This window comes from Paenibacillus sp. Root52 (genome assembly GCF_001426865.1).
In the GTDB taxonomy this organism is placed as follows: domain Bacteria; phylum Bacillota; class Bacilli; order Paenibacillales; family Paenibacillaceae; genus Paenibacillus.
Genome location: NZ_LMFO01000029.1, coordinates 379,301 through 405,547 on the forward strand (window position 1 = coordinate 379,301; position 26,247 = coordinate 405,547).

Annotated in this window: 34 protein-coding genes; 32 read left to right on the forward strand and 2 right to left on the reverse strand. The window is 41.5% G+C overall.

From position 1 onward, the window contains the following. The first annotated feature begins 82 nt into the window (after window positions 1-82). On the forward strand, window positions 83-685 hold the full coding sequence (locus ASD24_RS22715) for a general stress protein (RefSeq protein ID WP_056700804.1): 603 nt from the start codon (window positions 83-85) through the stop codon (window positions 683-685). Window positions 686-829: 144 nt separating this feature from the next. On the opposite strand, the gene ASD24_RS22720 is transcribed toward ASD24_RS22715, so the two are convergent. Further along, window positions 830-1,213: a YidH family protein gene (locus ASD24_RS22720; protein ID WP_056700806.1), complete on the reverse strand. Its 384-nt coding sequence runs from the start codon at window positions 1,211-1,213 to the stop codon at window positions 830-832. A gap of 88 nt (window positions 1,214-1,301) precedes the next feature. Here ASD24_RS22720 and ASD24_RS22725 point away from each other — a divergent pair, with 88 nt between their 5' ends. From ASD24_RS22725 to ASD24_RS22745, 5 genes are all read left to right on the forward strand, one after another. Next, on the forward strand, window positions 1,302-2,477 hold the full coding sequence (locus ASD24_RS22725; protein ID WP_056700808.1) for an acyltransferase: 1,176 nt from the start codon (window positions 1,302-1,304) through the stop codon (window positions 2,475-2,477). Window positions 2,478-2,827: 350 nt separating this feature from the next. After that, on the forward strand, window positions 2,828-3,202 hold the full coding sequence (locus tag ASD24_RS22730; protein WP_056700809.1) for a helix-turn-helix transcriptional regulator: 375 nt from the start codon (window positions 2,828-2,830) through the stop codon (window positions 3,200-3,202). A gap of 2 nt (window positions 3,203-3,204) precedes the next feature. Beyond that, window positions 3,205-4,215: a Gfo/Idh/MocA family protein gene (locus ASD24_RS22735; protein WP_056700811.1), complete on the forward strand. Its 1,011-nt coding sequence runs from the start codon at window positions 3,205-3,207 to the stop codon at window positions 4,213-4,215. 277 nt (window positions 4,216-4,492) lie between these two features. Next, on the forward strand, window positions 4,493-5,785 hold the full coding sequence (locus ASD24_RS22740) for an MFS transporter (protein WP_056700813.1): 1,293 nt from the start codon (window positions 4,493-4,495) through the stop codon (window positions 5,783-5,785). Window positions 5,786-5,948: 163 nt separating this feature from the next. Beyond that, the gene (locus tag ASD24_RS22745; protein WP_056700815.1) at window positions 5,949-6,569 is read left to right on the forward strand and encodes an ArsR/SmtB family transcription factor; all 621 of its coding nucleotides are present in this window, start codon (window positions 5,949-5,951) and stop codon (window positions 6,567-6,569) included. A gap of 230 nt (window positions 6,570-6,799) precedes the next feature. Here the strand turns inward: ASD24_RS22745 and ASD24_RS22750 are convergent, their stop codons facing one another. After that, a complete protein-coding gene (locus ASD24_RS22750; RefSeq protein ID WP_056700816.1) occupies window positions 6,800-7,366 on the reverse strand; it encodes a TraR/DksA C4-type zinc finger protein in 567 nt (188 codons plus the stop codon). 205 nt (window positions 7,367-7,571) lie between these two features. Here ASD24_RS22750 and ASD24_RS22755 point away from each other — a divergent pair, with 205 nt between their 5' ends. The 26 genes from ASD24_RS22755 to ASD24_RS22875 all read left to right on the forward strand — a co-directional run bounded on the left by ASD24_RS22755 (window position 7,572) and on the right by ASD24_RS22875 (window position 26,244). Further along, complete coding sequence (locus ASD24_RS22755; protein ID WP_056700818.1) at window positions 7,572-7,949, forward strand: DivIVA domain-containing protein; 378 nt, start codon at window positions 7,572-7,574, stop codon at window positions 7,947-7,949. 313 nt (window positions 7,950-8,262) lie between these two features. Beyond that, complete coding sequence (locus ASD24_RS22760; protein ID WP_056700820.1) at window positions 8,263-8,697, forward strand: Rrf2 family transcriptional regulator; 435 nt, start codon at window positions 8,263-8,265, stop codon at window positions 8,695-8,697. Window positions 8,698-8,742: 45 nt separating this feature from the next. Next, window positions 8,743-9,240: a metallophosphoesterase family protein gene (locus ASD24_RS22765; protein ID WP_056700821.1), complete on the forward strand. Its 498-nt coding sequence runs from the start codon at window positions 8,743-8,745 to the stop codon at window positions 9,238-9,240. A 290-nt stretch (window positions 9,241-9,530) separates the two neighbouring features. Continuing rightward, the gene (locus ASD24_RS22770; RefSeq protein ID WP_056700823.1) at window positions 9,531-10,445 is read left to right on the forward strand and encodes a sugar phosphate isomerase/epimerase family protein; all 915 of its coding nucleotides are present in this window, start codon (window positions 9,531-9,533) and stop codon (window positions 10,443-10,445) included. Beyond that, window positions 10,442-11,614, forward strand: coding sequence for a Gfo/Idh/MocA family protein (locus ASD24_RS22775; RefSeq protein ID WP_056700825.1), 1,173 nt, complete (start codon window positions 10,442-10,444; stop codon window positions 11,612-11,614). Before ASD24_RS22770 ends, ASD24_RS22775 begins: the two co-directional genes overlap by 4 nt. A 55-nt stretch (window positions 11,615-11,669) precedes the next feature. Continuing rightward, complete coding sequence (locus ASD24_RS22780; protein WP_056700826.1) at window positions 11,670-12,767, forward strand: Gfo/Idh/MocA family protein; 1,098 nt, start codon at window positions 11,670-11,672, stop codon at window positions 12,765-12,767. A gap of 249 nt (window positions 12,768-13,016) precedes the next feature. Next, the gene (locus ASD24_RS31130; protein WP_056700828.1) at window positions 13,017-13,346 is read left to right on the forward strand and encodes a DUF3024 domain-containing protein; all 330 of its coding nucleotides are present in this window, start codon (window positions 13,017-13,019) and stop codon (window positions 13,344-13,346) included. Window positions 13,347-13,842: 496 nt separating this feature from the next. Beyond that, entirely contained in the window at window positions 13,843-14,457 is a 615-nt protein-coding gene (locus ASD24_RS22790; RefSeq protein WP_056700830.1) for a DUF1643 domain-containing protein, read from the forward strand. Window positions 14,458-14,821: 364 nt separating this feature from the next. Next, complete coding sequence (locus ASD24_RS31135; RefSeq protein WP_056700832.1) at window positions 14,822-15,154, forward strand: hypothetical protein; 333 nt, start codon at window positions 14,822-14,824, stop codon at window positions 15,152-15,154. Window positions 15,155-15,171: 17 nt separating this feature from the next. Next, complete coding sequence (locus ASD24_RS22800; RefSeq protein ID WP_056700835.1) at window positions 15,172-15,510, forward strand: hypothetical protein; 339 nt, start codon at window positions 15,172-15,174, stop codon at window positions 15,508-15,510. A gap of 209 nt (window positions 15,511-15,719) precedes the next feature. Further along, on the forward strand, window positions 15,720-16,250 hold the full coding sequence (locus ASD24_RS22805) for a hypothetical protein (protein WP_056700838.1): 531 nt from the start codon (window positions 15,720-15,722) through the stop codon (window positions 16,248-16,250). A gap of 180 nt (window positions 16,251-16,430) precedes the next feature. Then, a complete protein-coding gene (locus ASD24_RS22810; RefSeq protein ID WP_056700840.1) occupies window positions 16,431-16,673 on the forward strand; it encodes a hypothetical protein in 243 nt (80 codons plus the stop codon). Next, window positions 16,674-17,051 (forward strand): retropepsin-like aspartic protease, encoded by a 378-nt coding sequence (locus ASD24_RS22815; protein ID WP_056700842.1) that lies wholly within the window; start codon window positions 16,674-16,676, stop codon window positions 17,049-17,051. It begins immediately after the preceding gene. Window positions 17,052-17,304: 253 nt separating this feature from the next. After that, the gene (locus tag ASD24_RS31540) at window positions 17,305-17,547 is read left to right on the forward strand and encodes a GNAT family N-acetyltransferase (RefSeq protein WP_442952603.1); all 243 of its coding nucleotides are present in this window, start codon (window positions 17,305-17,307) and stop codon (window positions 17,545-17,547) included. Between the two features lie 495 nt (window positions 17,548-18,042). Next, window positions 18,043-19,326 (forward strand): FAD-binding protein, encoded by a 1,284-nt coding sequence (locus ASD24_RS22820; protein ID WP_056700844.1) that lies wholly within the window; start codon window positions 18,043-18,045, stop codon window positions 19,324-19,326. Between the two features lie 507 nt (window positions 19,327-19,833). Continuing rightward, window positions 19,834-20,331 (forward strand): DUF6933 domain-containing protein, encoded by a 498-nt coding sequence (locus tag ASD24_RS22825; protein WP_056700846.1) that lies wholly within the window; start codon window positions 19,834-19,836, stop codon window positions 20,329-20,331. A 147-nt stretch (window positions 20,332-20,478) separates the two neighbouring features. Further along, a complete protein-coding gene (locus ASD24_RS22830; protein WP_056700849.1) occupies window positions 20,479-20,883 on the forward strand; it encodes a DUF6210 family protein in 405 nt (134 codons plus the stop codon). Between the two features lie 285 nt (window positions 20,884-21,168). Then, window positions 21,169-21,480 carry a nuclear transport factor 2 family protein gene (locus tag ASD24_RS22835; protein WP_235540755.1) on the forward strand — a complete coding sequence of 104 codons (312 nt, stop codon included), beginning with the start codon at window positions 21,169-21,171 and terminating at the stop codon, window positions 21,478-21,480. Between the two features lie 180 nt (window positions 21,481-21,660). Next, on the forward strand, window positions 21,661-21,942 hold the full coding sequence (locus ASD24_RS22840) for a hypothetical protein (protein ID WP_056700851.1): 282 nt from the start codon (window positions 21,661-21,663) through the stop codon (window positions 21,940-21,942). A 307-nt stretch (window positions 21,943-22,249) separates the two neighbouring features. Next, window positions 22,250-22,504 carry a hypothetical protein gene (locus tag ASD24_RS22845; protein WP_156395523.1) on the forward strand — a complete coding sequence of 85 codons (255 nt, stop codon included), beginning with the start codon at window positions 22,250-22,252 and terminating at the stop codon, window positions 22,502-22,504. Window positions 22,505-22,602: 98 nt separating this feature from the next. Next, window positions 22,603-23,049, forward strand: coding sequence for a DinB family protein (locus ASD24_RS22850; RefSeq protein WP_056700854.1), 447 nt, complete (start codon window positions 22,603-22,605; stop codon window positions 23,047-23,049). Window positions 23,050-23,211: 162 nt separating this feature from the next. Then, complete coding sequence (locus ASD24_RS22855) at window positions 23,212-23,682, forward strand: GNAT family N-acetyltransferase (RefSeq protein ID WP_056700856.1); 471 nt, start codon at window positions 23,212-23,214, stop codon at window positions 23,680-23,682. An 80-nt stretch (window positions 23,683-23,762) separates the two neighbouring features. Further along, window positions 23,763-24,221 (forward strand): NUDIX domain-containing protein, encoded by a 459-nt coding sequence (locus ASD24_RS22860; protein ID WP_056700858.1) that lies wholly within the window; start codon window positions 23,763-23,765, stop codon window positions 24,219-24,221. A 210-nt stretch (window positions 24,222-24,431) separates the two neighbouring features. Then, entirely contained in the window at window positions 24,432-24,782 is a 351-nt protein-coding gene (locus ASD24_RS22865; protein WP_056700860.1) for a DUF952 domain-containing protein, read from the forward strand. 40 nt (window positions 24,783-24,822) lie between these two features. Continuing rightward, entirely contained in the window at window positions 24,823-25,428 is a 606-nt protein-coding gene (locus ASD24_RS22870; protein WP_056700861.1) for a zinc dependent phospholipase C family protein, read from the forward strand. 165 nt (window positions 25,429-25,593) lie between these two features. After that, window positions 25,594-26,244, forward strand: coding sequence for a lysozyme inhibitor LprI family protein (locus tag ASD24_RS22875; protein ID WP_056700863.1), 651 nt, complete (start codon window positions 25,594-25,596; stop codon window positions 26,242-26,244). Window positions 26,245-26,247: the final 3 nt, after the last annotated feature.

Genomic DNA, 26,247 nt, shown 5'->3' on the forward strand with positions numbered 1-26,247 from the left:
TATTTCGGACAGAAACGTTTGAAAGAAATGAAGACGGGTAATAACATAGCGAACCACTCAAACCAATGAGGAGGGATTCACTATGCAGAAAAAAATCGTAGGTGTTTTTGATACAGAACGTGAGGCATCGCAGGCTATTGAGAGTCTGAAAGCTCAAGGATTCAGTTCAGATGATATCTCAGTTGTTACACAGGATCGAGATGATCTGAAAGCCATTCGTGAAGAGACGGGCACTAAAGCGCCAGAAGGTGTAGCTGCAGGAGCTGCAACAGGTGGTGTACTCGGTGGTGTCGCTGGATTGCTCGCAGGTATTGGAGCGCTCGCCATACCAGGGATTGGACCAATACTGGCAGCGGGACCAATAGCGGCGGCATTTACGGGTGCGGCTGTTGGTGCAGGAGCCGGCGGGCTTGTAGGTGGACTTGTCGGACTGGGTATTCCAGAAGAAGACGCCAAGCAATACGAGGAATATGTGCAAGGTGGTAAAATCCTGCTTCTCGTTGACTCGTCGGACCGAGACGAGCATGTCTATGATGTATTCAGTAACCACAGTCAGTTGAACCGCGACAGATACAGTGCGGATCGAACGGATGTGCCTGCTGAACGAGCAGATCTAGATATGGAAGAGCGTAGACTCGAAGCTCAGACGAAGGCAGCACGCTTCGGCAATAATACATTCCTATAAGAGATTGTTTTGAATCTATCATTCCTGATGACTTCTAAGAATCATTAGATAGGCATTAGCCGGTTTCCTTCACGGAAGCCGGCTTTTGAATCTATATTTGCATTTATATAGGAGATGTAGTGTCTGCAATGAAGGATGTGAACGCTATTCACTAGGGAATAACAATACATACAATAGAACGGCCAAGGCAAGTCCGATGACGAGTATGGTAATAGTTAAGAATTGAATTAAGTGCGTAGTAGCTTGGAACGTTTGTTGATTTATTTGTTTGCGTTTGCGATGATAGGAGCTTGCTGAAGTGAGAATAATGAGAATACCGCTCACCAGAGACGTCACTCCTGTAATAATTGCGGCAATATGAGCAATCTGATCATAGAGAGATGAGCTGAAGCCAAATCCTGCAGCAAGAAAGCCAATACCAACTAGGGCAATCCCCGTTCGCACCCAAGCTAGAAAAGTCCGTTCATTTGCTAGATGCTGCTGTACATATTTCGAATCAATTGTAGTTTGTTCTTCCTTAGAATCCATGATGTGAATCACCCCGATCGGCTCAAAATGTGTACTGTCATATTGTACTTATTATTTAACGTAAAACCAAGAAAGGCGGCTGAACGTTATGCCTCGAAAAGAACGAATTGTGGAAATTGAATCCCTTCGGGGGATGGCTTTTGCGGCCGTCGTGTTACAACATTCGATTGCACACTTTTCAATTGTTCCAGAAACCAAGCTTGAGGATGGCGTATTATTAGCAATCCTATTAATGCTCACGAAGTTCGCAGTGCCTTTATTTATTTTTATTACAGGCATGGTGCTCTTCTATAACACAGGCGATCAGCTGAATTACGGTCGTTTTATGCATAAACGATTAACGGATGTCATCATCCCATACGTCATTTGGACCTTGATTTATTTTGTCCTTACGCCAAATGGAATTAGAGGAATCGGGTGGCAGGAACTACCGGAGCTGGGGTTGAAATTGCTAACAGGAAAAACGACCTCTCATTTCTGGTACATTATTATGCTGATTCAATTCTATGTGCTGTTTCCACTATTCCTGCGCGCCATTCGTTATGTATACAAACGTTTTGGATCGAGGGGACGGGGGATAGTGTTACTTATTACCGGCGTGGTATATCTTATCCTTACTGATCAACTTGGCAACATAGCTGCCTTCATGGAGAGACTGCACATTCCTGTATTGACCGAAGCATTTACGACCTATGCAGACCGAAATTTCTTATATTTCTTTTTCTATTTTGTACTAGGTGCGGTGGCTGGAATCTCAGTGCAACACTGGAATATGTGGATATCACGGTTACGCTGGGTGTACTGGACCGTGTTTATTGTACTCGGATTGCGGTTTACATATCTATTAATGCTGGAATATCAAAAACCGGAAGGCATCCGTATCACCTTTTACACCGTGAGTCTGATCAGACCTGATATGGCAATATTCCTTATTGCTTCGATAATGGTAATGTATCAACTGGCGGGCAAGCTGCGGAATCCTTTTGCTGTTCGGTGGCTTGGATGGATTGGGGGAGTTTCCTACGGTGGTTATCTGATGCACATGCTTATGCTACGATACAGCTACATTCCGGATGAACTACTATATGTTGCTTGGGGGATCAACTCGACCATTCGTATGATACTTACATGGATTCTCGCACTGGCGTTATCTTGTGTACTGCCATGGCTTATTTCGCGGATCCGTTGGGGGAAATGGATCGTCGGCACTGTGCCAGGTGGTAAGAGGAATATCCGAATAAAGCAACATATGAAAAATTCATAATAATTTCAATTAGACTAAACCGTGGAGAATTCAAGTGAGCGCTCTGTACCCTATTTGCGTTTTTTGGATTTTCCACCATCGGTTTAGGAGATCCAGGTTTCAGGTATATTAAAATCAAAACTTTAAAAATTCAACACCTGAAAAATTCACAACAATAAAACCTTTCCTTCTACCCGCTGCCCTCTCTATTTCTTCATGATTCGTTCTTCCAAGCGATCCTTAGACAAAAGGAGGATCGAATAAAGTCCAACAGGATAGAAGAGACGAGAAAAACGGAGCGAGATGGCAGAAACCGAACATAAGTTTTATAATACACAGAGAAAGGTTAATGGATAGGAGGGGGAACCAACGTGGCTTTTATGATTGCACAACGAGCATTTATCAAACTTTATCTAATAACGATGGTAGAGCAGCATAGAGGATATGGGTATGAAATGTTAGAGGAAATGAAGCAAGAATTCAAGGATTATGGTTATGTACCGCCTCAGAGCGAGATATACCGGGCACTACATGAGCTGGTGCAGCAGGGAATCTTTTATCGAACGAAAAAGCTCAAGGGCAACGATCCCAAAGTCGACTTTCAAGAGATTGTCTTGTATCACTTTACAGATGACGGAGCGGAAAAGGCCGAGTTGTACAAAAAACAGGTCAAAACAGACTTGGATCGATGTCTCGGCATGCTCCATAAGGCAGAGCAGGATAACTACGGTACGAAAGGAAGATAAGCATGAGCAGACTATTACAGTGGGGCATTCTGGGTACCTCGACGATTGCAAGAAATGCGGTTATACCGGCAATACAGCAGTCTGAGCGTGGCGAAGTGCTTGCCATTGCTAGTCGTAGTAAGGAGAAGGCTGAGGCCATTGCAGATGAATTGGACATTCCTAGATCCTACGGTAGTTACGAAGAGCTTATCGCGGACCCTGAGATTGAAGCAGTGTACATTCCTCTGCCAAATCATATGCATAAGGAATGGACAATCCGAGCAGCCCAAGCTGGAAAGCACGTTCTATGTGAGAAACCTGCAGCATTGAATGCGGATGAAAGCTCCGAAATGATACAAATATGCAAAGAGTATGGCGTTATCTTCGCTGAAGCGATTATGTATCGTTATCATCCTAAGCACAGACGGGTAGAGGAGATCATTGCCAGTGGTGAGATTGGAACCGTTCGAGCCATTCATGGTAATTTTACGTGCAATACCGCAGACGATAAGGAAAATGTGAGATTCAAACGTGAAATGGGCGGCGGATCATTGTTTGATCTAGGTGTATATCCAATCTCTGCAGCACGTATGTATCTTGGGCAGGAACCAGAGGCGGTTACGGTGCATGCTCTATTTTCCGACGAACATGATGGTGTAGATATGATGGCCTCAGGTTTAATTGAGTTTCCTGGAGGTGTAGCCTTAACCTTTGATTGTGGAATGTGGGCTTCTGGTCGAGCTGAAATGGAGATTCTCGGTACAGAAGGGCGTATTGAACTACCGAAGGTGTTTGGCTGGGAGAACAGTGATATTCCACCACAGATCATTGTGCATACTGATTCCATAAGTCGTGAAGAACGTGTATCCGTCTCTAATTCGTTTGTTCTGCAAGCAGAGACGTTTGCTTCGGCTGTGCTTGAGGGTACGCCTTTACCTTTTGAACCTGAAAATACAGTGAATAATATGCGTGTCATTGATGCTTGTCTGGAATCGGCAAGAACACGTCAGCGGATAGTGATTAACAAAGCATAGATTTCCATACCACCTGCCACCTTTTGCGTTATTAACTTGGCACTACCATATAGCTCAATACAGGCTCCATCCTTCGGGATGAGGGTCTTTTTTGTATGTTTATTAACGACTAGTTGTAGACAAGTAATAGGGAATTATTATTGGTAAAAAGCAGTGTAAACAAACGTTCTAAAAAACAACGATAAAATTATTTTCACGAAGGGGTTGTTTTTCTTTAAAGATTCGTTAAAATAATATTAACATTAAAAATATTTTAACGTTGAAGGGCGGATTAACAATGAGTGAAGGTATAGTGGTACGCAAGCAGGGAATTGGAGAATTGTTACGTATCAGACCGTACGTGCAGTTTATGCTAGGCAAGGTTATCGCTAGGTTTGGTGATTCGATTGATTCAATCGCTTATAGCTGGATGGTGTATATGTTAACGGGTTCGAAGTTGCTAATGGGGACACTGCTCGCGGTTAATTTCTTGCCTAATATTCTGCTGGGTCTGTTCGCAGGAGCACTGGTTGACCGAATGTCGCCTAAAAAAGTGATTGTACTCACCAATGCGGGGCGTGGATTACTTGTTGGTATCACAGCTTTGTTGTTTGGTTTGGGTCAATTGCAAGTATGGCATCTGTTCGTTGTAACCATCCTGATCTCACTTCTAGAGTGCTTCACTTCGCCTGCAGAGGTATCCAGTGTACCGCGGTTATTACCTCAATCCATGTTGCTTTCCGGTAATGCAATGTCGTCTTCAGCGTCAAGAGTGGCAGAGCTTGCAGGACTTGCGTTGGCAGGGGCGCTCATTGCAACAGTAGGCATTGCATGGACCATTTTTATCGATGCTGTATTGTTCGCCTTAAGCGCAATATGCATGAGTCGTGTGGTGTATCCAACCAGCAATACATCGTCTAAGCATGAGAATCGAGCTATACATGATGATTCGGTGAATCAGTCTGCTAACGCCAAAAGTATATTTTCCGAAATGATGGATGCCTTTCTTTTTGTTCGTAAACATGTCCTTCTGCTCATCGTCTCCATCTTGTTTGCCTTCGTCAATTTCTGTCTAATGCCCTTTAATGTTCTACGAACGCCGTATGTCATGGAGACACTTCAGGCAGGAGCTGGCGGATTGAGTCTGCTTAGTGGACTGATGGTAGGGGGAATGGTGCTTAGTGGGCTATGGATGTCACATGCAGGAGCGAATTATCGTAAAAGCATGCTGGTCATTAGCGGTATTGTCATGCTCGGTCTTAGTTATGCATTAACTGCACTGCCTGCCTATATGTCGGACTTCCAATTGCCTGCTGCCGCCGCCTGCTGCTTGCTGATGGGATTCGGGATCCCACTCGCGACGACACCACTGGCCTCTTATCTGATGGAGGTTACCCCTTCCGAGATGCTCGGTAGAGTATCAGCTCTTCAAAGTATGTTATGTCTTAGTGTTGTTCCGCTTGGTAGTTTGGCTGCTGGAGCGCTGGCGGAGTGGATTGCATTGCCTGTACTGTTCATCGTATTTGGTCTGCTGCTTGCGTTGTCTGTTATTATGATTTTATTTAGCAAAAATTTTCGGCAGATGTCGTGAATGAAGGACATGGAATCCCAACGTCTAAGTTGTGAAAGTTAACATTCGTTCTACTAAACAACACTAATGAGTCATTGACCTTTTCATATTCCGGAGCATTTTGACCAAAGTCCTGTTGGAACGGTATAATATAGAGATAAGCCCGGAAATGAGGATATAAGGGATGCAGCACATTGTACTTTCAACAATAGAAGAGATCAAAGTGTATTCTGACCCGTACCGTATACAGATCATGAACACATTTCGTAAACAGGGAAGACCCTCGACGGTGAAAGAAGTAGCTGATTTGATGGGAGAGGTGCCTGCCAAGGTACACTATCATGTGAAAAAGCTGGAGAAGATCGGATTGCTTACCCTCGTCTCCACACGCGAAATCAATGGGATTATTGCCAAATACTATGAGCCCTTTGAAGGCGAGATTCATCTTCGGCATGAAGACGAGGGGGATTCACCGCTCAAGCAGGTCTTTCAATCGGAAACATTGAAGTTATTAAATGAAATGTATGAGCAGAGTCGTGAGAGGTTCATGAAACAGGCTAATCAAGGTGATCGTATGTTCATCTCTGACATGACCTTATATGCAACGAATGAAGAAGCAGAGCAGCTCTTTAAGGATATTACGAAGTTATGCGAGCCTTATTTTACAAATGATAAGAAACAAGATGCTCAAGAAGAGTTTCGGTTATTCTCCAGTTTGTCCAAACAATTGGAGGATGAGCCGGATTCAAAGACCGACGTAAAGCCGTCTAAGAAAAGGAAGTCCAGTTCTAAGCCGAAGTCATGATCAGGTTCAGTCTTAGAGAAATTGGATTCGTGCAGACCTCCTGATTAACTAACCGCAATGTTATCTGAAGATGAGCAAGGGGTATTATAAGACAAGTGGATGTGAACGTAGAAAAAAGCCGCCAATGGCGGCTTTTTCATGCGTGCTCAGAACAATCGCTGAACGCAAGGAAGGTATCGCTGACCAACAGATCAGTTAACCAATTCGATGTAGAGAATGATGATTGAAGACTACATGTTCTCATCATAATCTCTTACTTCGCGTTTGGCTGCTGTTGCTGGAGAGTTGGACGTGCCATACTCGCTGACCGCTTCCCATGCGTCTGCATGATCGAATTTACCTGCATTGCGCTGTCTGACCTCACCAGCACCAGTTGGAGGCATGGTCATCACTTCTTCCTCGACAGGGCGATCGTTGCTTAGATCACGCTGCGGGGTATCGTCAATACAGTAGGCGGTGTAGGGGATGGCTTCCAGTCGTTCAAATGGTATATCCTTACCACAGGTGATACAGGTTCCATAAGAACCATCTTCAATTCGTTCCAACGCCTCGTTCACCTGATCGAATTCATCGCTCAAGGTATCATCTACGGCAAGATCCCGGCTACGCTCAAACGTTTCTGTACCTGCATCTGCTGGATGGTTATCGTATGATGACAGCTCACCGGTTGAATCCTTGAGAGATTCTGCTGGAGCTCCATCTTCCATGCTGGATTCAAAATGGCGCTGTAAATTTTCACGTTGCTCCAAAAGAGCATCCTTTAATTGGTGAAGTTGATCTTTCGTTAATGTACTCATATCGACTTGCTCCTTTCCCGTAATGGGTGTGTAGTCAGTCCTTACCCGATTTTAACGAGGAGCAATCATGTTTTGCTTGAAATAGAGGCTACGCTGGTTTCATATCTGAACGATAATGTGTTATAAAAATAGAGAGAGAAATGCCGCAGACCCATAAAATTCATATGGAAGTTGCTGCGCATTTGATATAATGGAGGTTGTCATTATGGATGAACATATGAAACGAAGATTGGATAAACAAAGACAATTGTTCAAACAACTTGGCGTGCAGCTCGATGCATTGTCAATTCATGAGAAACAATTTAACTATAAACTTCGCGGATATGACCCTGACGAGGTAGATGCTTACCTTGACTTGGTTATCAAGGATTATGAGCGGTTCTATGCCAACATAGCCGATCTGATGGATAAATGGCAGGAGCAGCAGATCGTCATCCGGGATCTGAAGTCGACGGCCAAGCCCGTAGATGATCCAACGAAGATTGACCGTAAACAACTAGATGATATCGTGAAGCAACTTGAATATAGTGTACGGCAGCTCAAAACCAGGGCACGTCCTGAACAGAACCTATTTCCTGAATAAATAAACAGCGAGTTGCTCTTCTAAATTGTGATGGATTGAACAAGCATCTAAAATTACTGTTTGGAAATGTTAATAATAAAAGTGCGTGTTCAAAAAGGACGGTTTTCAGTACCGAGAAGATAGGATGAAGCCAGAAATGGAGTAGCGGAGCGTAGGATAAACTACGTGAGCAACTACATTGTTTCCGAAGGAAACAACCTTCGTGAGCGTCTACTTATTTCGGCTGAGTTCCATATTTGACGCTGAGATGCCAACAGGCATCCCTCGTAATCAAAAGCGTTTTTTTTGAACAACCTCTAAAAGGTGGTTAATCATGAGTACTCATTTTTCGGTCAGTGTGCATTGTTTGTTACTGTTGTCCTTGGATGCCCCTGAACGAATCACTTCTGCAGAGATTGCAGGTAGTATTAATACGAACCCTGTCGTTGTTAGACGGATTCTAGGTGGGCTGAAAAAGGCAGGTCTTGTGGATTCATCTCCAGGAACAAGAGGATTCTATCTAGCAAAACCTTCCAGTGAAATTACGTTAGCCATGATCTACGAAGCGGCTAAGGATGAAGGGCCTCTCTTTCCGATTCACGGCAATTGCAATCCAGACTGTAATGTAGGTTTACGGATCGATGGATTGCTGAACAATCTATATAAGGTAGCTGAAGAGAAGGTACAGCAGTTTTTTGCATCAATTACCCTTGAAGATATGGAACGCTCTTGTTTGGAAATGGACGAGGTTTCAACGCCGGCGCAGTGATGGAAAACCCATTCTAGGTACAGAGATAGAAAGGTGTGCAGTAACATGAAAATTATCGTGGTCTCGGATACGCACTTACCCAGAAGAGCCCGTGAATTGCCTGAGCTTCTAGTACAAGAGCTGTCAGATGCTGATCTTATTTTGCATGCAGGCGATTGGTCTGACTGGAGCGTGTATAAACTGCTAAGCAACTATGCGCCAGTAGCTGGTGTTACAGGCAATACGGATCCTCCTGAAGTTGCGGATAAGCTTGGATTTTCTCGTATTGTTGAGGCCGATGGTCTTCGGATTGGGCTCGTGCACGGTCATCAGGGCTCAAAGTCCACAGAACAAAATGCCATTCAGACCTTTGCTGGACAGCAAGTTGACGCTATCGTATATGGACACTCGCATATCCCGGTTATGAATACGGTAGATGACGTGTTGGTATTCAACCCTGGTTCACCTACGGATCGGCGTTTTCAGAAACAGTATTCGTTTGGCATTATGAAAACACATCTTGGCAAGTTACAGGCAGAGCATGTGTTTTTTGATCGGAAGTAAGTGGGCTGTGAAATGAACTAGTTTACTTTCTAAACTACGCTTAGATTAAAGTGCTGATTTTCTCTTGAGAGAATGTCAGCACTTTTTTTGTTTTTTGTGATGTGATTCGCATGAGAAATCCACGCTCACTTCTTTCTTGATAACAAAGTGTTATCTCTGAATGGGGAAAATGGTCTAACTGTTATCTCTCATTCATCTGTTAACGAAAAGACCTGTTGACTCTGTTCAGGGAGTGATACAATGCGCTTACAACCTTAAAATGAATACGTTTACATAAGGAGCTGATGGGTTTGAAATGGTCAGTATTTACGGTGGCAACTCCTGATCTTAATGCGGAAGAGTTAGCAGCAGCGGCAGCTTCAGCCGGAATAGACGGGATTGAATGGAGATTTCGCGGAATACCGGAAGATGCTCTGCAGGAAGAGCCGTCCTATTGGCGGAACAACCGGTGCTCCATAGATCCCGCCTCATGGGAGGAACAAACTCCGATATTCCGTGAGGCAGCACACAAGCATGGAAGGAAATCCATTGCACTTGTACCATATCTGAGCTGTGGTGACTTGCCAGCAACCGAACAGGCATTTCAAGCGGCTAATTCGCTTGGTGCATCCATGATGCGTGTAGGTGTACCGGGATATAATCGTACTGCAAGTTATCCTGAGTTATATCGGGAGGCCGTGCGTTATCTGAGTGAAGTTCAGGAGATGGCTAAGCAATATAAGGTAAAGGCCTTAGTAGAGACACATCATCAGACGATTGCACCAAGTGCTTCTTTGGCCTATCGACTGGTTCAATCATTGGATGCAGAGCATGTAGGTGTGTTATATGATCCAGGCAACCTGGTGCATGAGGGATACGAAAATCATCGAATGGGATTAGAGTTACTAGGTCCCTATCTCGCACATGTACATGTTAAAAATGCAGGATGGTTTCAGGAGGAAGCTATTTCGACGTTTTCATCTGAACGACGGGGTGAAGATCAGAGATCCTCATTAATTACAAAATGGAATTGTTCATGGCTTTCTTTAACAGAAGGCGTGGTGGATTGGGTGCAGGTTGTACGAGATTTACAAGCGGTTGGATACAATGGATATTACGGCATTGAGGATTTCAGTGGTGTGTTTAGCTCCGCTAAGATGTTACAGCATTTTGCAGATGTATTTCAGGCTATTAAACAACAACTTGAAGAGGAGGTCAGCGTATGAGTTTAGTTCGGGTCGCAGTCATTGGAATCGGGAACATGGGAGCAGCACATGCGAGGACGTTAATCGCTGGAGAGGTTCCCGGTGCAGAACTTGTAGCGGTGTGTGATGTGAGACAGGAGATGGCCAAGTGGGTATCGGATAATTTTCCTCCTTCGGTGGTTTATTGGCAGGATGCAGAGCAGATGATGGGGTCAGGCACCATTGATGCCGTAATTATTGCAACACCCCATTATGACCATCCGGAGCAGGCCATTCAGGCATTTCGTCATGGCTTACATGTCATGATTGAGAAGCCGGCAGGTGTGTACACGAAGCAGGTACGGGAGATGAACGAGGCAGCAAGTGCTAGTGGAAAATGTTTCTCAATCATGTACAATCAACGAACTAATCCTTTATATATCAAGCTTAAGGATCTTATTGCTTCAGGCGAACTGGGCGAGATCAGACGGACAAATTGGATCATTACCAATTGGTATCGATCTCAGAGCTATTATGATTCTGGTGGCTGGCGTGCGACTTGGGCGGGCGAAGGTGGGGGCGTTCTGATTAATCAAGACCCTCACCAATTGGATCTGTGGCAATGGACGATCGGTATGATGCCTGTTCGTATGCGGGCGTTCTGTTCTTTTGGGAAGTACCGGAATATTGAAGTCGAAGATGATGTGACCGCATATGTGGAATATGCGAACGGCGCAACAGGGGTTTTTGTAACTACAACGGGCGAAGCACCGGGTACGAATCGATTTGAAGTGAATGGTGATCGCGGGAAAATTGTAATTGAAGATGGAAAATTAACCTTCTGGCGTCTGCGTGAATCCGAGCCTGAGTTTAATCAACGATTTACTGGAGGGTTTGGACAGCCGGAATGCTGGAAATGTGATGTTCCGATTACCGGGGTAGAATCAGGTCACCCAGGATTAATCCGGAACTGGGTCGATGCAATCCGTACAGGTGCACCTCTTATCGCTCCAGGCGAAGAGGGCATTCAAGGACTTACATTGTCTAATGCGATGCTTCTCTCAACATGGACAGATCATTGGGTTGATTTACCAATGGATGAAGAGTTGTTCTACGAACATTTACAAGAGCGTATCGCACAATCCGTCATGAAGAAGGATCAAGGCTATAACAAGAATCAACCTGCAGACTTGACACAAACGTTCAAGTGAATGGATAGAATCGACGTACTTGTATTCAAAATAGAAGTGGGAAGAAGGGAATCACATGGCTAAAGATGGAATGTTCTATGCACCCAAAAGTGTAAAAAAAGAGGTCGTATGTGGTGAAGGTGAGTTCACAATCGCTGCTGTAGCATTGGATCATGGGCATATCTACGGCATGGTAGGGGGATTAGTTGAAGCGGGAGCGACTCTTAAATGGGTATATGACCCGGATCCACTCAAAGTAGAAGCATTTCGTAAACAATTTCCTCAGGCTCAGGTAGCTCAATCTGAAGAGCAGGTGTTTGCTGATGATGAAGTGAAGCTGGTAGCCAGTGCGGCAATTACTTCCGAACGTGCACCGCTCGGCATGAGGGTTTTGGCGTCAGGCAAAGATTATTTTACGGATAAGGCTCCCTTTACAACATTGGATCAACTATCGCGCGCGCGTGAAGAAGTCAAGCGCACCGGCAAAAAGTACATGGTCTATTATAGTGAGCGACTGCATGTTGAAAGTGCCATCTACGCAGGGCAATTAATTGAAGAGGGTGCGATTGGAAAAGTTGTACAGGTAATGGGCACCGGACCTCATCGATTAAATGCGCCAGCTCGGCCAGACTGGTTCTTCCGTCATGAACAGTACGGTGGTATCCTCTGCGACATCGGTAGCCATCAGATCGAACAATTCCTGACGTTTGCCTCATGTACGGATGCAGAAGTGGCATTCAGCCGTGTTCATAACTTCAATCATCCACAATACCCCGAACTGGAGGATTTCGGAGAAGCTTCCCTGATTGGTAACAATGGAGCATCAGGTTATTTCCGTGTAGACTGGTTCACTCCGGATGGACTGAGAACTTGGGGCGATGGTCGTACCGTGATCTTAGGGACAGATGGTTACATTGAGTTGCGTAAATACATTGATGTAGGTCGAGAAACTCAAGGGGATCAGGTTTATCTAGTCAATCACGAAGGTGAGTACCATTATGGTGTGAAAGGGCAGGTAGGGTACCCCTTCTTCGGCGATCTGATCCGTGATTGCTTGGCTCGGACAGAGAATGCGATGACCCAAGAGCATGCCTTCAAAGCGGCTGAGATCTGCCTGATTGCTCAGCACAAAGCGATGAGCGAACGAGTCATATGGAGCGGTGGAGCGAAGTAAAAGCTGTAATTCGTTTGAATCTAGTAAATTAAATTCATAGGAAAATTAGCATCGAAGGGCAGCCTGATGTAAAGGCTGCTCTTTGAGATGTAATTGTAACTTTTAAATGGAACAATATGGTTTAAACTAGATTTAGTTCGGAAAAAGATCAGAAATTGTAGTATTTACGAAGTTCATAAATTTGAAGTTATGAGACATCATTGTGATATAAGTAGAGTAAAACGGATCAAGGCAGGAGAGACACAAGCTATGGATGACTTTACGAAGAAGCGGATTATGAAGATCATGGACAAATATACTAAAAATGCAGTACCAGAACATGTGAAAAGCCAAATTAGAATCAGTTATAAGATCAGAGGAAATTATGTGACATTGATAGAAGAAAGACAAGGGTACAAAAGTGATCAATGGGTGCAGATGCCAGTAGCTCAGTTCAGATTAGGTGAAAATGAATGGAAAATATATTGGCAAGACAGTAAAGGGAAATGGCATTTCATAGATGATATAGAACCGAATGAAGATTTTGAAACACAGTTAAAGATTGTGGAAGAGGGGCATAACGGACTATTTTGGGGTTAATTCGAAGAGGTCAATGACATCTCATAACATAATATTCAAGCTGCGGCTCCTTTGGAGCCTTGGTCTGCTAGATGGATTTCGGAGAGGCATTTCGGCAGACAACCCCTTTGGGGTTCATGAATACAGGAACGTTATCGGAACAGACTTGCAATAGAATTGAAGAACCTTGAACAAATCGGATAATAGCATGAAAAGAGCCAAAAGAGATGAAATGAAAATGAAGGAATTAAAGCGATTAAAAAACAAAATCAAGATCAAGTAACATTGAAAAGATCAGAAGACATTGCAGTTCAAAGGACAGATTAAAGAACAAAAACCAATGAAATTCAAGGGACATAAGATCCAAGAACCGTGAGGGTCAAAAACACATAAGATCAATAGATATGAAGAGACGATTGGAAGATTGAAGAGAAATGTGAAGTAGATTCGAAGGGGACAAGACCGTCCGATAACATAATATTCAAGCATCTGCTCCGTTGGAGCCTCGGTCTGCGGGATGGATTTCGAAGAGGGATTTCAGCAGACAACCCCGTTGGGGTTCATGAATACAGGAACGTTATGGGAAATACCACTAAAGAAGTTTTATAGAAAGGAACGAAATTATATGACAATAATTCAAGAAGCTAAAATACAATCAAAAGTGATTTTTTCAAAAGACAAAAGGCACAGATACTTGCTTGAGAGAGTTTGGGACAATGAGAAGAAAAAAGCGACTGTGATTATGATTAATCCGAGCTTTGCAGATGAATTAAAAACAGATGTGAGTGTTTGTAAATTGATGAATTTTCTAATAGATAATGATTTTGGGACACTTAGGATAGTAAACTTATATGCATTTATTTCAACAGACCCTTCTCCTTTATCGAACAATTCAGAGGCCGTAGGTGAATTAAATGATCAATATATTGAAAGTTCTATAGCAGATACTGACTTGATTATTATTGGATGGGGAATTGAAAAATCAAAATACACCAAAAGAAAAGCATACATAAGGAATCTATTAAAGAAAACTAATATAGAAATTAAAGGATTCATTGATAATGAAGGGCGTATAGGGAGACATCCAAGTAGGATAAACCAATTTATATTGAGTGATTATCCTCTGGAGTAATGGTACTACCCATAACATAATATTCAAGCAGCGGCTCTATGGAGCCTTGGTCTGCGGGAAGGATTTCGGCAGACAACCTCTTTGGGGTTCATGAATACAACAACGTTATACGCAACCCCTGAGAGACAAAATTTTGATTGATGATAAATTACTTGGCGAGCTAATTCGTTGAATTCTGTTAATTGCTTCGAGCCGCAAAGCTAGATGTAGAACGAAAAGACATTAAAGATCGAAGAGACATTAAGATCGAAAAGACATTAAAGCTCGAAGAGACATTAAGATCGAAGAGACATTAAAGCTCGAAGAGACATTAAGATCGAAGAGACATTAAAGCTCGAAGAGACATCAAAAGCTCGAAGAAACATTGAAGATCGAAGAGGCATTAAAAGATCGAAGAGACATTGAAGATCGAAAGGACAGGGCAAAGCATATTTTGGAGGTGTTTCAAAGAGGTCAGGGGAAGCGTATAACAGCATATTCGAGCATCGTCTCCGTTGGAGCCTTGGTCTGCGGGAGGGATTTCGGAGAAGAATTTCAGCAGACAACCCCGTTGGGGTTCATGAATACAGGAACGTTAAGCGCAACTTCTGAAAGAGCACATTTAAAAATGATTGAAAGTCGAGGAATTACAAAAAAATTGACGCAGCATATTTCGAATACGGTTATTCGGACGTTACATCTCGTTAAAGTAGATTAAAATATGTGGAGGGATAGATGGATTTTGAAGACGATCCTAAAGAGAATCATAAAATAAAAATCGCTAAAGATTCAAAGACATTTTTAGAACTAAGAGAAATCGTTAACAAATTTGATCCTGTGAATTTAGTTGAACATGGTGCACCAGATGATGAACACGATCGTTTGACTACGGAATTATTAATGTTACTGTTTCAAGAGTCGATGGATGAGATACGGGATCTTTTGATCAATTGTAGTATGTGGTATGGATATGATCCCAACGATATTAAAGAAGAGTACAGAGAACGATTTAATAAAAAGATTGATAGAACACATAATGAAATTTTAAATTGGTACGCCAAGAATAAGAACTAAGAAATTAGATTAAAGTCGGTACAGGGTCAATGAAGTTAACTCAGGAAGACAGAAGCAACGCTTAACATAATATTCAAGCAACGGTTCCTTCCGGAGCCTTGGTCTGCGGATGGATTTCGAAGTGGCAATTCGGCAGACAACCCTTTGGGGTTCATGAATACAGGAACGTTAAGTGAAATTCCGAAGCTAAATTGAAAGGAAGGTAAGTGATGTTTGATGGAGATCAATTCAATGAATTTGAGACTGCAAAAAATTATCAAGAAGCCTTTCTGTCGATGAAAAGAGAGTGGGACAAAGGGAAGCGTGATTTGAGTATATGCTTGAATTTAGGTTTTTTATCCTGGTATTTGAGTGTCGAATCTGGAAATACGTTTGTTACTGAGGGGCTTAATGAAAACGATTATGAGATGATTGAATTGACATTAAACGAAGTTACAGAGAAAGGGATACATAATTTCTCTACAGAAACGCAGTTTTTATTGATTTTCGGTTATATGATTACGTTGTTTCCTCAACATTTTGGAGACTATGAGCATTGGGAAAGCATAGGGAAAAACATGCTGTCAAAAGCATACGAGTTGGAACCAAGTGATCCAATAATTGAAATGGTTTTTCTTGCGGATAGTATGAAAAGTGAAGGTTATAAAAATGCTTGTTTAAGAGCAAAAGAACATATTAAAGACAGATTTAAGAATAAAGGATTAATGGATAAATATTTTCAAGACGTATTTGATAGGTAATTCAGAGGAACATCACTTAACAATATATTCACGCTGCGGACATACGTCCTTGGTCCGGCATTCGCCGGACACCCAGCATGGGCTGGGTCGTGAATACAGGAACGTTAAGTGAAATTCCAGTGAGAGCTATAGGCTTGTGAAGTGGTATAATATAACCATTAAAATAGAGGAGGGACAATGATGAAATGGCAAGAAGTTCAACAGATTTTTCCAAATCAATTCGTAAAATTTGAAGTTCTTCACTCTGAAGAAACAGACAATCAAGAGATCATTGATGATGTGGCCGTGATTGGCCCGATCAGTGATGAAGAAGCGACTCGCGAACTATTGAACAGTAGGGACAAGACTCTGGTTTACCATACTTCCAAAGATCGAATCGTTGTGAAGGTACGGAAAAATATAGGTTTAAGGAGAAATCTTTAAATGAATATTGAATATAGAGATGGGCTGTTATTTACGGAAATAACAGTCCATTTCAATGAGCAGAAGAAAGTGATATCAAACATCGTGATCGATACAGGAGCCAGTCATAGCTTGATTTCACAAGATGAAGTGGATGAGATTGGGATACTAGTGAGTATGGAAGATGAAATTATAACTAGCTACGGAATCGGAGGTAAAGAGCATGCCTTCAGTAAGCGAATCGACGGTATACAGGTAGGGGATTTCATTTTAAAGGATGTATACATAGACTTTACTTCATTTAAATATCACAACATTAACGGACTTTTGGGACTGGACGTACTGATGGAAGGGAAATTTAATATTGATCTAAAGAAATTTAAATTACTTCGTTCATAAGAGATAAAAGACGCAAGAGGATTGAGTGGTGATTCGAGGAAGACTGAAAATCACTTAACATAATATTCAAGCTGCGGCTCCTTTGGAGCCTTGGTCTGCAAGATGGATTTCGAGGAGGGATTTCAACAGACAACCCCTTTGGGGTTCATGAATACAGGAACGTTATAAGAAATCCCACAAACCAAACAATTAAACCAAGTAGGAAGGAAGAGCAAAATAGAGACTGCCCTTAGATGGTTTTGTACGAAAAGGAATTGAATATAAGGGTGAACTCATTGGCTATACGGATCTGGCTTACATAAAAGATCAGAGAGCAGAATTGGGGATTGCAATAGGTGTAAGCCAATACTGGGGGAAAGGCATAGGGTTTGAAGCGAGAAGAAAAATGATGGAATATGGATTGAAGGAATTTGGAATCAATTTATTTCATGCAGAAACAAATGAGTATAATATGGCCTCTAGAAGACTGCTCGAAAAGCTAGGTATAAAGAAATAGGAAGAGAAGGGCAACTGATCCAGTATGAATATAAAGTAGAAAACTATAAAAAGATATAGACATTCAAAGAATGAGGGACATCTTATAACTTCATATTCACGCTGCGGACATTCGTCCTTGGCTCGGCATGCGCCGGACACTCGACATACGTCGAGTCGCGAATACAGGAACGTTATACGTAATTACTAAGAGCTGATTAAAATCATTTGAATGACGAGCCATTCTTAAATAACGAGCCCTTCGATCGGCTCGAAGAAGACGAATTGAATAAGTAAAAGAGGGAATCAAAAAACAGATAAGAAATAGGTAAAGATAAAAATGTTAAAGACGGTGTTGGCTTTAAAGCAGGACGCCATTTCTGCGGCAGCGAATTGAAGCGTGGAAACGGTTTATCTTAAATAGGTAAAGACTAGGCCATTAAAAAGGGTAAGGTTAGAAATGACGCTCGGATTTTTAAAGAAGCACTTTATTATTTGAAACTTGGGAGGACCTCGAATGAGTTATCAAAATTGGGCCGGCAACTTTACTTACGGCGCGACCGAAATGATCTGTCCCGAAAGCGTGGAGCATCTGCAGCAGTTGGTCAAAGAGCATCGGAAAATCAAGGTTTCGGGCAGCGGCCATACGTTCAATGCGATCACGGATACGAACGGGATCTTCGTTTCGCTGCGGCATTGGAACCGCATGTTGGCCTTAAACGAAGAACGCGGCACGGTAACGGTCGAAGGAGGGATCACGTACGGGGAACTATGCGCGGAGCTCGCTCTGACCGATTATGCGCTTCATAATCTGGCATCGCTTCCTCATATCACGGTTGCCGGCGCCGCCGCTACGGCCACCCATGGTTCAGGCAGCCGTAACGGAAGCTTGGCGGCAGCGGTGGAAGGTATCGAACTGGTCGACGCGAACGGAGAGCTGCATACATTCAGCCGCGGCGATGCGGAATTCGCCGGCGTCGTCGTGAACCTCGGCGCGCTCGGCATCGTGACGAAGCTGACGCTGAACGTCGTGCCGGCTTATTCCATCAGACAGTTCGTTTATGAGAATCTGCCGCTTTCGCAGCTTGAAGAAAACGCGGAGGGCATCTTTACGGGCGCTTACAGCGTAAGTTTGTTCACGGATTGGCAGCAGCCGAGATTTCATCAGGTATGGACAAAATGCCGGGAAGAAGATGGTGGCGCAAGCTATGCCGGACATGCGGACTATTACGGAGCGCTGCCTGCGACGGCCCCTGTGCATCCGCTGCCGAACATGCATGCGGAAAACTGCACGGAGCAGCTCGGTAAGCCGGGGATGTGGCATGAGCGACTCGCGCATTTCCGTATGGAATTTACGCCGAGTGCCGGCAAAGAGCTGCAGAGCGAATACTTGATGCCGCGGGAGCATGTATATGAAGCGGCGCTTGCCGTTCACCGACTGCGGGAGCATCTTGCGCCGATTTTGTTCGTTAGCGAATTGCGCACGATCGCTGCGGACGATTTATGGCTGAGCCCTTTTTGCGATCAATCTTCAGTGGCGTTTCACTTCACGTGGCGGGACGACTGGCAGGCGGTCGAGCGCGTGCTTCCGCTGCTGGAAGCAGCGCTGGCGCCGTTTCACGCACGTCCGCATTGGGGCAAACTGTTTACGGTACCGGCCGATGTCCTGCAGGGACAATTCGACAAGCTGCCGCCGTTTCGGAAGTTGATCGACAAGTATGACCCTAACGGAAAATTCAGCAATGCGTTTCTGGATACTTATGTTCGTCCAGCCCGGACGAGGCTTTCGGGAGATGAATAGGCTGCCGAATACCGGCCTCGTCCCGCGTGAGACGAGGCAGCAGCCTTTTTTTGTCATATCGCAGAGTGGATTCCGGCAGTCCGAAATGCGCCGCCGCTTCCCCGATAGCTCGATCTGCTGGATGCATAATGGAGGCCTCCAAAATTGAGCATTTTATGTCGACTTCCTCATCTTCGGACTTAAAACATAGTTGAAATCAAGCCGCGATTTCATCAGAATTTTTGTGAAGGACGGAAGGGAGCGAACATTCGGATTCCCTAGCCATTTCTACAATTAGAGTATCTCAAGGAGGAAATGTAATATGGGAAAGGCATTTAAAAACAAGAGGGTCATTTTAGAGATTACTGAATAAAACCATATTATAAAAATTAAAGGCAGGGACATCTTATAACATAATATTCACGCTGCGGCCATTCGGCCTTGGTCCAGCATTCGCCGGACACTCGATATACGTCGAGTCGTGAATACAGGAACGTTAGACGAAATAGACTGTGAAAGGACACATATATGATAACAATCTCATGTACCAAGAAGCTATTTGATACTAGCTCTTTTATCGAAGAACAAGACAATGAATCAGAGGATGAACTCTACAAATGGCATGCCAATGTATTTCGAATGGCTAAAAAGAATAATTTAATTATTATGAATAATAAGACAAGGTATTGCTTTATTTTGTTTGGAATAAGGAAGGAACACTATAAGAACTTTAAAGAGTTATTTCTCAATGCACTTATAGAAAACTTAAAGGCGGAAGGAATCTCTGAACCTTTAATCAACAACTACATTAGTAATGCGAACAGTATGAAGTTCATCAAGACGTATGATAGAAGCGTCCTTGGATCAATGACAGATATGGTTAAAATGACTGAATTCATGATTGAAGATTATTTACCAGTACAAGAAATGAATATCATTGAATTAAATAAAATAAACAACGACACTCCATTAGTAAAGCTAAAAAAATTCCCAAACCAATTTATGAGGGAGGCTCTTAGTATCTGAGCCTACAGTCTACTCCGTATAACATAATATTCACGCTGCGGGCATGCGCCCTTGATCCGGCATTCGCCGGACACCTCAGCATACGCTGAGGTCGTGAATACAGAAACGTTATACGAAAGTCCCAAGACCAATTTATGAGGAGATCAAATGCAAACAAAAAGAGAAGTTTGTCTATATAATCTCGAACAACTTGCCTTAATAATAAAATCTGAATCAGATGTTGCGTACTATAATCAAGCTGGTGGTTACGCTTGTTTAAAGCCCTCTTCAGAAGGAATCTTAATATTAATAGATGATGAAATGAGAGCAATTTTAAAAGGATTATCATCTATAACCATTAATAAACCAAGACTAACTGATAAAGATGCAGATCAAATTGATGATATTTTAAATTCAAATACAGGAAGTAAAGGCTTAATTGTAGATCGAAACAAATTGGAAGACTCAATGGAAGCATGGGTTTATGTTTTAATCAATTATCAAAATGCTAATTTTGATATAAAGGGATTTAAGGAAGTTGAAGGGATCTTAACTTGGAATAACAGTGATTAAAGACAGGAACTTTCGTATAACATCATATCCACGCTTTGGAGCCTTGCGGCGCCTTGGTTTGCGAGAAGTAATCAGTATGGAAGTTAATACAGCGACACATCCGCACCGCGGTCGCCCCTGGCAGGGCTTAAGCCGGTGGGACGTCGTGGGTACAGAAACGTTATCTGAAATCAGGACAAATATGTAATATCAAAATCTAGGAGTGTGATTCGAGTTGGAGAACTCAAATTTAAAAGATCTTATTGAAAAATACCTGAGCGCATATAACACGTTAACATTGATGGAATGATAGGAGTTTTGAATGAGAATATTCATTTTCGAAACATTTCTAAAGGTGAAGTGAATTCGGAAACAAAGGGGATTCAAGAATTTCGCACATTAGCAGAGCAGTCAATTCAGGTATTTTCTCAAAGGCGTCAAGTAATAAAGAACATTACCTTCACAGGAGATAAAGCAGAGGTTGACATTGATTATGAGGGAATATTGTCCAGTGATCTCCCTAATGGAATGAAGGCAGGAGAAACATTAAAACTTCAAGGGAAATCAATATTTCAAATGAAAGATAAGAAGTTGATACTGATTGAAGATCATAGTTAAAACATTGTTGAAAGTTGTTCATAGATTATCCTGAAATCAGATAACAATATATTCACGCATCGGGCATACGCCCTCGGTCCGGCAGAAGCATTTCAGGGAAGCAGAGGCTGCCGGACACCCGACATGCGTCGGGTCGTGAATACAACAACGTTAGATGAAAGACCATAGGGAGTAGAATTTATGATGATAAATGAACATATTTCTTTTCAATCTTCTCTGTCGTTAGAAGAGTTCACTAAGAGACTAGGGAAAAACATGTCATTGAAGAGGTTTCAGTTCGACTATGAGAACGAAAATAATTGGAGCTGGACCTATGATGAAAGTAATATAGAAATAAATATTTCTAAACCTTTTGAAGACGGTAAATTTCAAGAATGGGATGATTCCACACCTATTGGATGCAATTTTAGCTTATCTTTGCTTTTAAAGAGTGAACCTGAAAGTGTTAAAAAAATGATTTAGTCATTAAGAAAGTCATTTCAGAATATGTCGTAAACATTGAAAAAATCATTGGGCAAAAAGCATTCTACCATCGAGGAAACTTCCTAAATAAATTTGAAGCTGAAAACAATGTAGAAGAGAAGTAGTAAATCGAATTTGAAGGTAATTCAATGGTCCATCATCTAACATAATATTCACGCTGCGGGCATACAACCAAGGTCCGGCAATCGCCGGACACCCACCATACGCTGGTTCAGGAATACAGGAACGTTATATGAAAGATCGGATGAATTGCATGGCATTCTGTATTAAATTCAAGTTACTTCGAATGAATGACACTAAAGCATTATATGTGTATGGGGATTGTTCGGAAAATTTTGAAGGACTACTTGAATTAGATTTAGAGAAATTAATATCGGGGGTAACTTCATTTGATACTGATATGAGTGAAGTAGTGAAAGTAATTAAACTATTTATTAGTGATACAGAATATCAGCACAAAGCAAATAGGGCATTTCGTAAAATTCACAAACACTATAAAGAGACAAAAGAATACTTATCAGAAGGTGGATATTATGCATAGAGGTTACCGATTAACACAATGAATAAAATCAAAATGGTGGTAGTTACTCAAGATGCCCGATCCATCATATAAAGTGAATTCAGGAGGTATGAAAGAAGATGAATAAGAAACTATTAGAACAGTTTGGGAATTTCAATGATTTTGTAAAATCAATTGATGATGTGATTTGGCAAAAGCAGATCTCTCCTGGAAAATGGACGGTGAAGGAAGTTGTGGCTCATCTATGGAATTGGGATACATATACTTTGAATACGATGCTCCCACACATAAAAGATCAAGTGAAACTTCCAGAGTTCGTCGATCATGATACTCATAATTTAAAAGCGATAGAGAAGTCCAGGGAATTTACAGACAGAGAAAGTATGGTTAAAACCTTTATCGAAACTCGAACTCATTTAGTTAACCAATTCCATAAGGTGGATCAGTCAGAAATTCGATTTTTTATTGGAAATGATAAACGACCTTATACCTATGAAAGATATCTTAAAATATTCGTGCATCATGATGAACATCATAAGAAACAAATAGAAAACCTATTAGGATGATACATAGAAGACATGAACATCCTATAACATAATATTCACGCTGCTTGCATACGACCTTGATCCGGCATACGCAGGATACCCAGCATACGCTAAGTCGTAAATAAAGAAACGTTAGATGAAGGCTCCGGAAAGTACATTGAAAAATTCACGAGGAGGTGTAATATGATACAACTAAAAGAAATAACTAAAGATAATTTTCAGGAATGTATCGCGCTTGATCTTTACGAAGATCAATGGAATTATGTAGCCACCAATATATACTCAATCGCGGGAGCATATGTAGCACTTACTAACAAGGATTTCGTTCCTATTCTTTATTCAATATATCATAATGACATAATGGTGGGTTTTATTGCGATGTCTTATGAGCGTGAGGAGAATGGCGAGGACTACTTTTATGATATTTACAGATTTATGATAGACAAACGTTTTCAGGGGAAGGGTTATGGGAAAGAGGCACTCAGAAAAGCTATCGAAACTCTAAAAACATTTCCTTGTGGGAAGGCAACTTCAATAAAGATTATATACACAAAAGATAATACGAAGTCAAAAAAGATCTATGAATCTATAGGTTTTATTGACACAGGCGACGTTAATGAAGATGGAGAGATTATTGCTCAAATAGAATTGTGAAGACTTAGACCAAGTGTAAGCACTTCAAGGAAGTTGGGACCTATATATAACATCGTATTCACGCATCGGAGGGGAGAACAATGAAGCCAATTTGTATAAACCAAAAAGGTGATGTTTTTGAAGAACTATTAGATATTGCCGAAGAGCAAATAGAAGAAATTAACTTGGATTACCCGATTACGCATGCATTAGTCGTTGCCAAGAACAATGAAGGATTTTTACTATTGTTTAACGGTTGGAAGAACAATTGGGAGTTAGCTGGAGGCTTGCTTGAGCCAGGAGAATCATTAAGAGAGTGTGCAATCAGAGAGATGCTTGAAGAAACAAATCAAACTCCTGAAAGGATTGAATTTAAAGGATTAATGAAGTTTACATTAAGGGATGGAAGAATTGAATATGGGGGTCTCTTCAGCGCAGACATAGAAGAAAAAAGACCATTTGAAATGAATGAGGAAGCCCAAGAGATTATCTTTTGGGATGGAGTTAAAGACATTGGATATATCGATGAAATTGATAAAGAGTTATTGAAATACTACTAGGGGAAAAATATAAGTAATTCATGAATTTTCACTTTCATTTAAGATTATATCTATGCTTCGAGTCTGTAACAAGTATATTGAACGATTTCGTTAGATCAGCCATGGTTGATGTATCCTAGCTATCTAAGGGGAAAAGTCGTGAAACCAGAAGGTTAGGTGAAATACCTACTTTAATAAAAATCTCATTTAGTACTATAAGGAGGAGTCGACATGATTATTGTGCATGCACTTTTGAGAACGGAATGGGAGTCAGCATTAGCAAAAGGAGTATATAAAGGAGATTCACTAGAGAAGGAAGGATTTATTCATTGCTCCCCTATTGAGAAAATTGCATCTGTCGCCAATTATAATTTCAGAGGAATAAAGGGATTAATATTACTTTGCATTGATGAATCAAAAGTAAAGTCTCAAGTTAGATGGGAAGACTTGTACAATGAAGGAAGAGAGTATCCACATATATATGGTGAGATGAATATAGACTCAGTAATAAAGACTGTTGATTTCGAGCCTAATGAAAGCGGGACGTTTTTGTTACCTAAAGAATTAGAGGAGATGATATAGATAGAGGATTATAGACTGAAATTTTGAGGTGATTCATTGTATGGGATCTAGAATCATGCATTTGATTATAGGCTATAAAATTGCCGAGAGATTAAGTATTAAAGATCGAACTTCGTTTTTACTTGGTAGTGTTGCACCCGATGCTGTTCAGACAAAGGATGAATCTCATTTCTTCAAGGGCGAACACCAGAATTACTCCAGATATATTGACTATCATGGATTTCTTGATGAATATAAATCGCAATCTAATATCTATTATATACTTGGATATTTTACTCATTTAATTGCAGATGACCAGTGGCTGAAGGGATTCCTTATGCCATGGTTGAAGAATCGAATGGAAGCTAATACAGAACTGTATTCCTTATATCATAATGATTTTAGATTACTCAATGGGAAGTTACTAGAACACTATGGTTTCACAGATGATATGAAAGAAGCACTCTACGCTTCACCGACGGTTATTGACCTGCAGGAGGTTAAATCCAAAGATGTTAAAGAATTTGTGCCATATGTTTTAAGTGACATGGATTATGATAAAGAGGTCATTGATGAACCGCTTAATGTCTTTAATTTTATACAGATTGAAGGGTATATTGAAACATCGGTGAATGTAGGGATAATGCATTTACAACAAATAATATAAACGTTTAACGGTGATCTCTGCGGGTTCAGGATAGGCAGGAACAGCATATAACATCATATTTACACCGAGGGCTTTGCCCTAGACTGCAAGAGGCTTTTCAGTTGGACAACCCTGCAAACCACTAGCCACTGTCGTGGCTGGCACATTAAACTAAGGAGATAATTTATGAAAGGTAAGATACTCTTATTATTTTTTATTACAATAATGCTATCATCTTGTCAGAATATTCAATCGACTACGTTAAACAGCGAAAATAAATCAATAAGTAACTCTGAACCGTCTCCTGATGTAGTGAGTGCAGATAATGAAATAGAATCGAAAGAAATAACGGAAAATCCATCTGAAACTTCTAACAATAAAGTGTTACCCATGAATATCGGGAACCTTGATTTGAAAGGAGATTTTTATAATGAAATGCTTCGTAATCCTATAGATTATGATTATGAAGTGGAATTTAATGAATTTCAAAATTCTAAAGAGATTGTAACAACCATGGAATGGGGTGCGTTGCAAAGCAAATATACAGAGATATGGGATAAAGAGTTGAACCAAATATATAAGAAGCTTCTTTCTACGTTGGATGGAGAACCAAGGGAAGCCCTAATTGAAGCGCAGAAGGAATGGTTACAGTATCACTTAAAGGAAACAATATTTGTAGAAGATACATTTATTTATAATGGTTATCTTGGATCAAGAGGACCGGTAAGCTTAGGCACAGTTATAAAGGAGAGATTAAGGGAGAGAACAATACAATTATTTGAATATCGATATTTATTAGATGGTGAAATTGAGTTTTTATACCAAGGTACAAAATAGAGT